Below are 11,227 nucleotides of genomic sequence, written 5' to 3'. Positions count from 1 at the left end.
CGGCGCCGTCGTCGTATGTTCTCCAGCAGGGGTGGTCATGAACCTTGCGGAAGCACCGAGCGGTATACCTCAAGGGTGGTCTCGGTGATGGATTCCCAGGAGAAGTGCTCCTCCGCGCGGCGCCGGCCGGCCTCGCCCATGGCGCGTGCCCGCTCGGGGTCGGACACCACCTCGATGAGCGCGGCGGCAAATTCGGTGACAAACTTTTCCGGGTCCAGCGGGATGCCGGTGCCGTCCGTGACCTGCTCGATCGGGACCAGCAGCCCGGTCTCGCCGTGCTGGACCACCTCGGGGATGCCGCCGGTGGCGCTGGCCACGACGGCGGCGCCGCAGGCCATTGCCTCAAGGTTCACGATGCCCAGCGGCTCGTAGATGGACGGGCACGCGAACGCTGTCGCGTGGCTCAGCACCTGGATCACCTCGTTGCGGGGCAGCATCCGCTCGATCAGAATGACGCCGCTGCGCTGGCTCTGCAGCTCCTCGATCAGGCGTGCCGTTTCGGCTGCCAGCTCCGGGGTGTCCGCGGCACCCAGACACAGCACCAGCTGGACGTCGGCCGGGAGCTTGGCGGCGGCCCGCAGCAGGTACGGGACGCCCTTCTGCCGGGTGTTGCGGCCCACGAAGACCACGCTCGGCCGCTCCGGGTCGATACCGAGCGCGCGGATGATGTCGTCGCCCTCGTCCCGGTTCCACTGGCTCACATCGATGCCGTTGTGGACCACCTTGACCTTGGCGGGGTCGACGTCCGGGTAGCTGCGCAGGATGTCCTGCCGCATGCCCTCCGACACGGCGATGATGGCCGCGGCGGACTCGTAGGCGGTTTTTTCCACCCAGGAGGACAGGGCGTAGCCGCCGCCGAGCTGCTCGGCCTTCCACGGGCGGAGCGGCTCCAGGCTGTGCGCGCTCAGGACATGGGGAATCCCGTGCAGCAGCGCGGCGATGTGCCCGGCCATGTTGGCGTACCAGGTGTGCGAATGCACGAGATCCGCTCCGGCGATGTCCGGAACGATGCGCAGGTCCACCCCCAGCGTCTGCACGGCAGCGTTCGCTCCGCCCAGGTCCTCGGGCACCGCGTAGGACGTGACCGTCGCTCCGTGGTACTCGGGGTCCCGGGGCGCACCGAAAGCACGTACCTGTAGATCCACATGCTGAGCCAGCACCCTGCTGAGCTCGGCAACGTGGACACCGGCCCCGCCGTAGATTTCGGGCGGAAATTCTTTGGTCACAATGTCTATTCGCACAAAACCCAAGGTAGTCGTTACGGTCGAACTGATCTAGTGTAAAGACGTCCGGGCGTGCCGGATATTTTTTGGGGAGCAACAAAGGCGTTCAGGAGCGATCACTATGCCGCATCAAAAGAAAGTCTTGGCCATTGTCCTCGCAGGTGGCGAGGGAAACCGGCTGATGCCGTTGACGGCAGACCGGGCCAAACCCGGCGTTCCGTTTGCCGGCAGCTACCGGCTCATTGACTTTGCGTTATCCAACCTGGTCAATTCCCGTTACCTGCAGATCGTCGTCCTGACGCAATATAAATCCCACAGCCTGGACCGCCACATCTCCGAGACCTGGCGGATGTCCACCCAGCTCGGCAATTATGTGGCCTCGGTCCCGGCGCAGCAGCGCGTCGGCAAGAGCTGGTTCCTAGGCAGCGCCAACGCCATTTACCAGTCCCTGAACCTGATCCATGACGCCAACCCGGATATCGTCGTCGTCGTTGGCGCCGACCACGTTTACCGGATGGATTTCTCGCAGATGGTTGCCCAGCACGTCGCCAGCGGCGCCCGGGCCAGCGTCGCCGCCGTCCGGCAGCCGCTGAACATGGCCGACCAGTTCGGCGTCATTGAGGTGGACCAGGACGATCCCCAGAAGATCGCAGCGTTCGTCGAGAAGCCGTCCTCCACGCCCGGACTGGCCGCCGACCCCACCCAGTTCCTTGCCTCCATGGGAAACTACGTTTTTGACGCCGACGCGCTCGTAGAGGCCCTGCATGTCGATGCCGAGCGACTCGACACCAAGCACGACATGGGCGGGGACATCATTCCGTACTTCGTCAACAAGGGTGAGGCCGGGGTCTACGACTTCACCCTCAATGACATCCCCGGCTCGACCGAACGCGACCGCACCTACTGGCGCGACGTCGGCACCATCGACTCGTTCTACGACGCGCACATGGACCTCATCTCCCCCATGCCGGTGTTCAACCTCTACAACTCGGAATGGCCGATCTACACGCGGCAGACGATTTCCCCGCCGGCCAAGTTCGTTCGCGGCGTTGGCAACACCGTGGGCACGGCGCTGGACTCGATCGTCGCGAACGGCGTGGTGATCTCCGGGGGAATCGTGGAGGGCTCCGTGCTGTCCAACGACGCCTACGTCGGAACGTCCAGCCGGGTGATTGATTCCGTCCTGATGGACAAGGTCAGCATCGGCGAGGGCGCCGTCGTCCGGCGGGCGATCATCGACAAGAACGTCCGGGTTCCGGCCGGGGCGGCCATCGGCCTGGATCCCGAACTGGACCGCGCCCGCGGCTTCAAGGTCACGGACTCCGGCATCACGGTCCTGTCCAAGGGGCAGGAAGTTCCCGAGCCAAGTGACGCCGAGCGCGCCCTCTCGGCCGCCAACCTGCACCTGGTTCCCGATGCCGTGAAGGCGGCCTCCGTGAATATCCCGGAGTGGCAGGAGACAGTCGAGAAGGCCAGCCAAGCCCGCCCGGCTGCCGTCGGAGTGGAAGTCCCAGCCCAGCACTCGACCAAGGCCTGAGAAGAAGCACGGGAGCCCGGACGACCGGCCGGGCTCCCCGCAGGCTGTAAAATTGGGGCAATGAGCTCCCCCGATCTGCCTTCCCACCTGATCCCTGCCGATGCGGCGCCAGACGCCGTGGTTCCCGCCGGGCTGACGGACGCGGAAATCGAGGCCTGCCTGAAGGTCCTCAACAGCATCCACGTCTACGACGAGGAACACCCGGACTACGTCTCGGTCCGCCGCGCCACCGGCAAGATGTTCAAGGCCGTCAAGCGGCACCGCCGCGTCACCAAGCGGGACCTGATTGCCGAGGCGGACCGCGCCGTGCTGTCCCAGACCGCGACGGCGGCCCCCGACCGGATCGACGACGAGACCCGGGGCAACAAGCTGGCGCCGTCCGCTACGGGGGAAATCGCCGGGCACCTGATCAGGTCGCGACCGTGCTACATCTGCAAGCAGCACTTCACCCAAGTGGACGCCTTCTACCATCAGCTCTGCCCCGAGTGCGCCGCTTTCAGCCACAGCAAAAGGGATGCCCGCACGGACCTGAGCGGTCGCCGCGCGCTGCTGACCGGCGGCCGGGCGAAGATCGGCATGTACATCGCGCTCCGGCTGCTCCGCGACGGCGCCCACACCACCATCACCACCCGCTTTCCCAAGGACGCTGCGCGCCGCTTCGCCGCCATGGAGGACAGCGCTGACTGGCTGCACCGGCTCCGGATCGTCGGAATTGACCTCCGCGATCCCGCCCAGGTGATGGCCCTGACCGATTCCCTGGACGCCGCCGGGCCGCTGGACATCATCATCAATAACGCGGCCCAGACCGTTCGCCGCTCCGGCAACGCCTACAAGCCGCTGGTGGACGCGGAGGACGAGCCGTTGCCCGCAGCGCTGCAGGCCGCCAACGGCGGACCCGAGCTGGTTACGTTCGGCCACGCCCACGACAAGCACCCGCTCGCCCTCGCGAGCACCGTCCTGGAGCACCCCGTCCTCGCCGGCGACGCCGTTACCTCGCTGGCGCTGTCCACCGGCTCCGCCTCGCTGGAGCGCATCGAGTCGGGTACCGCGATCGACGCCGGCGGCCTGGTTCCGGATCTGGCCACCATCAACAGCTGGACCCAGGTGGTGGACGAGGTGGATCCGCTCGAGATGCTCGAGGTGCAGCTGTGCAATGTCACCGCTCCGTTCCTGCTGGTCAGCCGGCTGCGGGGGGCCATGAAGCGCTCCACCGCGAGGCGGAAGTACATCGTCAACGTCAGCGCCATGGAAGGCCAATTCTCCCGCGCCTACAAGGGCCCCGGCCACCCGCACACCAACATGGCCAAGGCTGCGCTGAACATGATGACCCGGACCAGCGCGCAGGAGATGCTCGATGCCGACGGCATCCTGATGACAGCGGTCGACACCGGCTGGATCACGGATGAGCGCCCGCACTACACCAAGGTCCGGCTCATGGAGGAGGGCTTCCACGCCCCCCTGGATCTTGTCGACGGCGCCGCCCGGGTCTACGACCCAATCGTGATGGGCGAGGCGGGCGAGGACCAGTACGGGGTCTTCCTGAAGGACTACAAACCGAGCCCCTGGTAGCCTGCCCGCCGGGCTACCGCTTCTCCGGAGTGTGGATCACCAGCACCGGGCAATGGGCATGCGCTACCAGGGCCGAGCTGACCGAACCCAGCAACAGTCCGCCGAAACCGCCATGGCCGCGCCGGCCCAGGACCAGCATGTCAGCGGACCTGCTGGCCTCAATCAGGGCGTGCCGGGGATGCCCCTGCACCAGTCTGGTTTCCACCGTAGGGGGCAGTTCCGGGCCGAGGGCTTGTTCGACGGCGTCCTGCAGGATCTCGCCTGCCCGGACATCGAAGTCGTCGATGCCCATCGCCACGTAACCGCCGTAAACGGGCGGGACGTCCCAGCACGCGAGGGCGACCACTTTCGCCTCGAGCGGGCCGGCAAGGGAGACCGCATAGCGAAGCGCTTCGATGGAGGCCCGCGATCCGTCGACGCCAACCACGATCGTTTTCACGGCCCTTGCCGCGCTCATGGCCCTTCCCTTCCAGCGAGCAGATGGCCCGTTTTGCCCCAAGCATCCCGTCAACTGCCGGAGGTGCCTAGGGCCGAATGTCACGTCGCCGGGCTTGCGCTACGGCCTGGCATGGGCGAACCTTGTCCCGGTGGGTCAAACGGCCCTTGTCCCCGACCGGTTCGTAGACAAGAATTGCAGAGCATGCTGACGAATCAGCGTTGACGGAACCCACTGCCGGCACCGGCAGTAGCCGGACGGGAGAATCATGATTGCCTGGGCAGACGCGGGTCTCACTGCGCACGAAGGCCCACCCAACGTCATCCGTGTCTTCATCCTCGACGACCACGAACTCGTCAGACGGGGCCTGCAGGAGCTCCTCGAGGGCGAGGGCTTCCTCGTCGTCGGCAGTTCCGGGTCCGCGGTGGAGGCGGCACGCCGTATCCCGGCGCTCCATCCGGACGTCTGTGTGCTGGATGCCCGGCTGCCGGACGGGACCGGGATCGAGGTCTGCCGGGACGTCCGTTCCGTGGATCCCTCGCTGAACTGCATCATCCTTACGAGCTACGATGACGAGCAGGCGCTCCGCGGCGCCGTGCTGGCCGGTGCGAGCGGTTACGTGCTGAAGGAGATCGGCGGCATGGACCTGATCGGAGCGCTGCGGCGGGCAGCGCGCGGGGAATCGCTTTTCGAGGATGGCGTTGCGGCGGGCATCGTCGACAGCATGGTCGAAGCCGAAGAAGTGGACCCGCGGACGTCCTCGCTCACTCCGCAGGAACGCCGAGTGCTGGAACTCGTCGGCGGCGGATTGACCAACCGGCAGATTGCTACCGAGATGTTCCTTGCTGAGAAGACCGTCAAGAATTATGTCTCCTCGCTGCTGGCCAAGCTTGGCTTCGAGCGGCGCACCCAGGCCGCCGTCTTCATCGCAAGCCCTGCCCCGCCGGTGCCGTCCGGCAGCCATGCCGTGGGCGACGGAAGCCGCCCGCACAGCATCCGCTAGAGCGGGACGGACCACTCCAGGCTGGTACCGGCGTCGGGGGCGCTGGTGATGGTGCACTCCCCGTCGAGCATGCGCGCCCTGTCCTCCAGGTTGGCCAGCCCGTTGCGCTTTTCCGGTTGCGTGAAGCCAGAACCGTTGTCCGTGATGACCACGGTGACCCGGCCCTTGATTACCGCAACCGACACGGATATGGCGTCGGCGCCCGAGTGCCGGATCGCGTTGCTGAGCCCCTCCGAGACGACGGCCACCACGTTGTCCGCCTTCTCCGGTGTCACGGCGTCCACCGGGCCGGTGATGGTCAGCCGCGGGGTGAAGGGCATGGACTTGGCTGAACTCCGGGCCACCCGCCGGATCCGACCGCTCAGCAATTCGTTCTCACCGCTGCTGCTCCGGAGCGAGTAGATGGTGTCGCGGAGGCTTCGAATTGCTTCGTCGAGTTCGCCGGTGATGGCACGGATCCGTTCCAGGGCAAGCTCATCCTTGGTGTAGCGGGTCAGGCTCTGCACACTCAGTCCGGCCGCGAACAGCCGCTGGATGACGAGGTCGTGCAGGTCCCGGGCAATCCGGTCACGGTCCGTGAACACCAGCAGTTCCTCGCGGAGCCGATGGACGCGGGCCAGCTCCAGGGCGAGGGCAACGTGGGAACCGAAGACCGCGCCCATGTCAATGTCCGTCCGGGCGAACTGGACCGCCTCGGGATCGCGGACCAGCAGCAGGAGGCCGTGGTGCGCTCCCTGGGTGCTCAGCGCGACCGCCAGGAGCGGGCCGGAGATCCCGCCGTCGAGGTCTCCGAGAAGCGCCGCGGCGTCGTCAAGCAGCACCGGCTCCCCGCCGTCGAGGACTACCCGGAGCTGGGGCGAGTCCAGGGTCAGGGACCGGCCGGAGAAAGCGGAGGCGCGCTCGCCGGCCGCTCCCGCCACCAGGTAGCCGGGGCCGGTGGCGGCCGGCGCCACGATCAGGGCCAGCTGCGAGCCGGACTCCTGCAGCGCCCGGCTTGCGATCGGGTCCAGCCCGCCGGCGGTGTAGTCGCGGTCGCTGCTGAGCATCAGCCCGGAGACGTCCATGCATGCCTCCAACCAGCGGGCACGGCGGCGGGCATCGTCGTAGAGGCGGGCGTTTTCGATGGCGACGCCGGCGGCCGCTGCCAGGGCGACGGCCAGCGCCTCGTCTTCGGCGGTGAAGTCGCTGCCGTCTTCCTTCTCGGTCAGGTACAGGTTGCCGAAGACCACGTCCCGGACCCGGATGGGGACACCGAGGAATGACTCCATTGACGGGTGGTGGTCCGGCAGGCCGTAGGCTTCGGGATGCATGCGCAGATCATGCAGGCGCATGGGCCGGGGATCGGAGATCAGCAGCCCCAGCACGCCGTGGCCGGTGGGCAGCGGACCGATCCGGTGCGCGAGCTCACCGTCGATCCCGATGGAGATGAAGTGGCTCAAGGCCTGGTCGTCGCCGATCACGCCCAGCGCACCGTAGCGCGCACGCAGCAGCCGGCATGCTGATTCGACGACCCGTTCCAGGACGGCGTCGAGGCTGAGGTCTTCCGCGACCGCCACGACGGCTTCGAGCAGGCCGGCCATCCGTTCCTGGGACTGCAGCAACTCTTCGGCCCGCGAAACGAAGCCCTTGAGGACACCGTCAATTCTGGGTTCGGACTCGGCTGTTGCTTGCCCCGGACTTTCACCCATTGAATGCATGTTCTTGCCCCAATTCACTACCCCGCGCCGCAGCGCTGACGACGTGTTGCCAGAATACGCCTGGCAGCTGGCGAAATCCTTGGAAGCCGGCGCTGTGGCCCTTCTGTGACCTTGGGTCCGGGCTCCGTTGCGCTGGCGTGACGTGGGCCGGTCGCCCGCCGCAGCGGACGGAACGGCAGGAGACCCGTATGCTAGGCCACGCGGGTGATCTCCACGGTCACGTTGAGGGCTGAGCCGCCCCCGCCGGAGAGGATGCCTTTCAGCGGAGGCACGTCGCGGTAGTCCCGGCCGCGTGCCACCGTGACGTGGAAATCACCGGCCGGCTTGTGGTTCGTGGGGTCCCAGCTCCGCCATTCGCCGTCCCACCACTCCAGCCAGGCGTGCGACTGGCCGGCGACCGTTTCGCCGAGCTCCGCCGTCGACCGCGGGTGAAGGTAACCGGATACGTAACGGGCCGGGATCCCGCAGCTGCGCAGCGCGCCGATAGCCAGGTGGGCGAGGTCCTGGCAGACGCCCTGCCGCTGGCTCCAGGCCTCCGCGGCGTTCGTGGTGACGCCCGTGGAGCCCTTCATGTAGGTCATTTCCCCCCGCATCCACTCGAACACAGCAAGGGCGGCCTCGTGCGGATTGCGGCCCTCGACGACGCCGGGAATGATGCCGAGGACCTCCGTGCCCGGGCCCGTGAGCTGGGACTGCGGAATCCAGTCGCTGAGCTGGTTCAGTGTTTCCGGGGCCGCCAGGACGTCCCAGCCAACGATGTCCGCCTCGGACGGGATCTTCTCCACCCGGTGTACCTCGACCGTGGTCGTGGCCAGCACTTCGAGGTGCTCGTGCGGCATCTGCATGTCGAAAGCCGTCACCCGGGTGCCCCAGTAGTCGCGGTAGCTGCTCAGCGCGGCCTGCGACGGCGACACCTTCATCGAGGACTCCAGCACCACCTGCTGGGGATCCGTCAGGGGCGTCATTCGCGCCTCGTTATAGGAGAGCGTGACGCGCTTGTTGTACTTGTAGGCGGTCTTGTGGATGATCCTCAGCCGGGTCATGAAACTTCTCCCACCCAGGCCAGTTCGTCTGCCTGATTGAAGTACTTACGGGAAATGGCGTCGGAGGCCTGCGAAACGGCCTTTTGCACCCGTTCCATGTGCTCCGGCAGTTCCGACATCAGGTCATCCGTGCGGTGGAACTCCAGGAAGGTGCGGGCCTGTCCGACAATCCGCCGGGCGTCGTTTATGAAACCGACGCGCTGGGCCGAAGGGTCGAGCTTGGCCAGGCACTCGTCGGCGTCGCTCAGGGCGTAGACGATGGAGCGCGGGAAGAGCCGGTCCAGGAGCAGGAACTCGGCGGCGTGCTGGTCGCCGAAGGCGGCGCGCCGGGTCCGCAGGAAGGACTCGTAAGCCCCGGCGCAGCGGAGCATGTTCACCCACGACATCCCGGCCGAGAGGACATCACGGGTGGAGAGCATCCGCGCGGTCATGTCGGCACGTTCCAGCGAACGGCCGAGGACCAGGAACAGCCAGCTCTCGTCATGACTGACCGTGGTGTCCGCGAGGCCGCTGACCATCGCGGTGCGCTCCAGCACCCAGTTGCAGAAGCGGTACGTTCCCACAACATCCTTGCGGTGCTGGTTGAGCCCGTAATACGTCGTGTTCAGGCTTTCCCAGAGTCCCGAGGAGACGGTCTCCCGGGCCCGGCGGGCGTTTTCACGCGCCGCGCCCAGGGAACCTGCTATCGAGGTGGCGCTGTGCTTGTCATAGGCCAACGCATTCAGGAGTTCATTGAGGCCGAACTCGTCACTTTGCGGGCGGGCGCCCATCACCGCGAGAAGTTCCTGCGCGACGCTGCGCTGCTCCTCCATCGGCAGATGGTTCAGCCGCTCAAGGTGGACGTCCAGGATGCGGGCGGTGCCGTCGGCCCGTTCCACATAGCGGCCGATCCAAAAGAGTGATTCGGCAATACGGCTAAGCATTCGCGGTTACCTCCTGCGCATCCGAAATCTGCTGCTGTTGCTGTTGTTCCGTCTGGCGGTCGCGCCAGTTGCTTTCCACCGGCCACACCGAGACCCGTTCCCGGACCGCGGCGGGCGGCCGCGGAACGGTCTCCACTGGGACTTGGGGGGAATCCGCCAGTACCCAGGTGTCCTTGGAGCCGCCGCCCTGGCTCGAGTTGACGATCAGGGAACCTTCCTTGAGCGCCACACGCGTCAGCCCGCCGGGCAGCACCCAGACGTCGTCGCCGTCGTTCACGGCGAAGGGCCGCAGGTCCACGTGGCGGGGACCGAACCGGTCGCCGCTGAGGGTGGGGACGGTGGAGAGCTGCAGCACGGGCTGGGCGATCCAGCCGCGGGGATCCGCGATGACGCGCTTCCGCAGGGCCTCCAGCTCGTCCTTGGACGCGTCAGGCCCGATCACGAGGCCCTTGCCGCCGGAGCCGTCGACGGGCTTGACCACGAGCTCGGCCAGGCGGTCCAGGACTTCCTCGCGGGCTTCCTTTTCCTCCAGCCGGAAGGTGTCCACGTTGGCAATCACGGGCTCTTCGTTCAGGTAGTAGCGGATCAGGTCCGGCACGTAGCTGTAGACGAGCTTGTCGTCGGCGACGCCGTTGCCCACAGCATTGGCGATCGTGACGCCGCCGGCGCGGGCCGCGTTCACCAGCCCTGGGCAGCCCAACATGGAATCGGCCCGGAACTGCAGCGGGTCCAGGAACTCATCGTCGATCCGTTTGTAGATGACATCGACGCGTTGTTCGCCCGCCGTGGTCCGCATGTAGACCCGGTTGCCGCGGCAGATGAGGTCCCGGCCCTCGACGAGTTCGACGCCCATCAGCCCCGCGAGCAGGGTGTGCTCGAAGTAGGCGCTGTTGAACACGCCGGGGGTCAGGACCACCACGGTTGGATCGTCGACGCCGGCCGGAGCAGTCTTCCGCAGCGCCGACAGCAGCCGGCGGGGGTACTCTTCGACCGGCCGGATCAGCTGCTGTCCGAAGGCTTCGGGGAGGCCCTTGGCCATCGCGCGCCGGTTTTCCAGGACGTAGCTGACCCCGGAGGGCACACGCACGTTGTCCTCCAGGACCCGGAATGTCCCCGCGGCGTCGCGGACGACGTCGATGCCGGAGATGTGGACCCGGACGCCGCCGGCCGGTTCGAAGCCGTGCACCTGGCGGTGGAAGTGGGCGCTGGTGGTGACGAGCTGGCGCGGGATGACGCCGTCGGCCACCACGGTCATCTTGTCGTAGACATCGTTGAGGAAGGCCTCGAGGGCCCGGACGCGTTGCGCCACGCCCTTCTCCAGGACCGTCCATTCATCAGCGGGGATCACCCGGGGGACGATATCCAGCGGGAAGGGCCGCTCCTCCCCCGCGAAGTCGAAGGTGACGCCGCGGTCCAGGAAAGTCCGGGCCATGGAATCCGCGCGGGCCGTGACGTCGGCCAGCGAGAGTTCACGCAGGGCGCCGGCAACCTGCCCGTAAGACTTCCGGGCCAGTTGCCCGGGCGTAAACATCTCGTCGTAGGCGCCCGTACGCAGGGCGGCCGCGGAGTAATCCTCGAAAAGGTCAGACATGGTTCCTAGCCAACCACCTTTTCGTTACGAAATCATTTCCGGCGGCGTGTTCGCCCGCGGGTCGGAGCTGGCGCGGTACGCAAGGAGTAGCCGCCGCCGGGCCGGACGTGGCGGTTGCGGGTTTTCGCGGGGTGTACGGCAAGGTAGGGACGTGCCCCTGTTCAGCCCGAAGCCCCCGCCAGCGACGACCCGACGAGCCGGCGTC

9 protein-coding genes are annotated in these 11,227 nt (G+C 67.1%); 3 read left to right on the top strand and 6 right to left on the bottom strand.

All coding sequences use genetic code 11. From position 1 onward, the window contains the following. Positions 1-35: 35 nt before the first annotated feature. Positions 36-1,241, bottom strand: coding sequence for a glycogen synthase (glgA, locus tag OM977_RS09815; RefSeq protein WP_264353797.1), 1,206 nt, complete (start codon positions 1,239-1,241; stop codon positions 36-38). Positions 1,242-1,344: 103 nt separating this feature from the next. Between glgA and glgC the strand changes: the two genes are divergently transcribed. Then, positions 1,345-2,760 carry a glucose-1-phosphate adenylyltransferase gene (gene glgC / locus OM977_RS09810; RefSeq protein ID WP_442960636.1) on the top strand — a complete coding sequence of 472 codons (1,416 nt, stop codon included), beginning with the start codon at positions 1,345-1,347 and terminating at the stop codon, positions 2,758-2,760. A gap of 60 nt (positions 2,761-2,820) precedes the next feature. Next, positions 2,821-4,329 carry an SDR family NAD(P)-dependent oxidoreductase gene (locus tag OM977_RS09805; RefSeq protein ID WP_264353796.1) on the top strand — a complete coding sequence of 503 codons (1,509 nt, stop codon included), beginning with the start codon at positions 2,821-2,823 and terminating at the stop codon, positions 4,327-4,329. 13 nt (positions 4,330-4,342) lie between these two features. On the opposite strand, the gene OM977_RS09800 is transcribed toward OM977_RS09805, so the two are convergent. Then, on the bottom strand, positions 4,343-4,786 hold the full coding sequence (locus OM977_RS09800) for a universal stress protein (protein ID WP_264353795.1): 444 nt from the start codon (positions 4,784-4,786) through the stop codon (positions 4,343-4,345). 247 nt (positions 4,787-5,033) lie between these two features. Between OM977_RS09800 and OM977_RS09795 the strand changes: the two genes are divergently transcribed. Continuing rightward, positions 5,034-5,768 carry a response regulator gene (locus OM977_RS09795; RefSeq protein WP_264353794.1) on the top strand — a complete coding sequence of 245 codons (735 nt, stop codon included), beginning with the start codon at positions 5,034-5,036 and terminating at the stop codon, positions 5,766-5,768. Here OM977_RS09795 and OM977_RS09790 read toward each other — a convergent pair. The 4 genes from OM977_RS09790 to OM977_RS09775 form a co-directional block, all read right to left on the bottom strand. After that, entirely contained in the window at positions 5,765-7,456 is a 1,692-nt protein-coding gene (locus tag OM977_RS09790; protein WP_264353793.1) for a GAF domain-containing sensor histidine kinase, read from the bottom strand. The two genes, OM977_RS09795 and OM977_RS09790, sit on opposite strands and share 4 nt — an antisense overlap. A gap of 200 nt (positions 7,457-7,656) precedes the next feature. Beyond that, positions 7,657-8,508: a transglutaminase family protein gene (locus OM977_RS09785; protein ID WP_264353792.1), complete on the bottom strand. Its 852-nt coding sequence runs from the start codon at positions 8,506-8,508 to the stop codon at positions 7,657-7,659. Then, the gene (locus OM977_RS09780; protein WP_264353791.1) at positions 8,505-9,431 is read right to left on the bottom strand and encodes an alpha-E domain-containing protein; all 927 of its coding nucleotides are present in this window, start codon (positions 9,429-9,431) and stop codon (positions 8,505-8,507) included. Before OM977_RS09780 ends, OM977_RS09785 begins: the two co-directional genes overlap by 4 nt. Further along, on the bottom strand, positions 9,424-11,022 hold the full coding sequence (locus OM977_RS09775) for a circularly permuted type 2 ATP-grasp protein (protein WP_264353790.1): 1,599 nt from the start codon (positions 11,020-11,022) through the stop codon (positions 9,424-9,426). The genes OM977_RS09780 and OM977_RS09775 overlap by 8 nt, the downstream gene beginning before the upstream one ends. Positions 11,023-11,227: the final 205 nt, after the last annotated feature.

Origin of the sequence: Pseudarthrobacter sp. MM222 (assembly GCF_947090775.1) — a bacterium.
In the GTDB taxonomy this organism is placed as follows: domain Bacteria; phylum Actinomycetota; class Actinomycetes; order Actinomycetales; family Micrococcaceae; genus Arthrobacter.
The sequence above is the reverse complement of the archived record's forward strand: the minus strand, read 5'-3'. Positions and strand labels throughout refer to the sequence as shown.

What these genes read in the sequence shown, in the direction of transcription:
- glgC (WP_442960636.1), top strand. Translation starts at nt 1,345, where the DNA reads ATGCCGCATCAAAAGAAAGTCTTGGCCATTGTCCTCGCAGGTGGCGAG.
- OM977_RS09805 (WP_264353796.1), top strand. Translation starts at nt 2,821, where the DNA reads ATGAGCTCCCCCGATCTGCCTTCCCACCTGATCCCTGCCGATGCGGCG.
- OM977_RS09800 (WP_264353795.1), bottom strand. Translation starts at nt 4,786, where the DNA reads ATGAGCGCGGCAAGGGCCGTGAAAACGATCGTGGTTGGCGTCGACGGA.
- OM977_RS09795 (WP_264353794.1), top strand. Translation starts at nt 5,034, where the DNA reads ATGATTGCCTGGGCAGACGCGGGTCTCACTGCGCACGAAGGCCCACCC.
- OM977_RS09790 (WP_264353793.1), bottom strand. Translation starts at nt 7,456, where the DNA reads ATGGGTGAAAGTCCGGGGCAAGCAACAGCCGAGTCCGAACCCAGAATT.
- OM977_RS09785 (WP_264353792.1), bottom strand. Translation starts at nt 8,508, where the DNA reads ATGACCCGGCTGAGGATCATCCACAAGACCGCCTACAAGTACAACAAG.
- OM977_RS09780 (WP_264353791.1), bottom strand. Translation starts at nt 9,431, where the DNA reads ATGCTTAGCCGTATTGCCGAATCACTCTTTTGGATCGGCCGCTATGTG.
- OM977_RS09775 (WP_264353790.1), bottom strand. Translation starts at nt 11,022, where the DNA reads ATGTCTGACCTTTTCGAGGATTACTCCGCGGCCGCCCTGCGTACGGGC.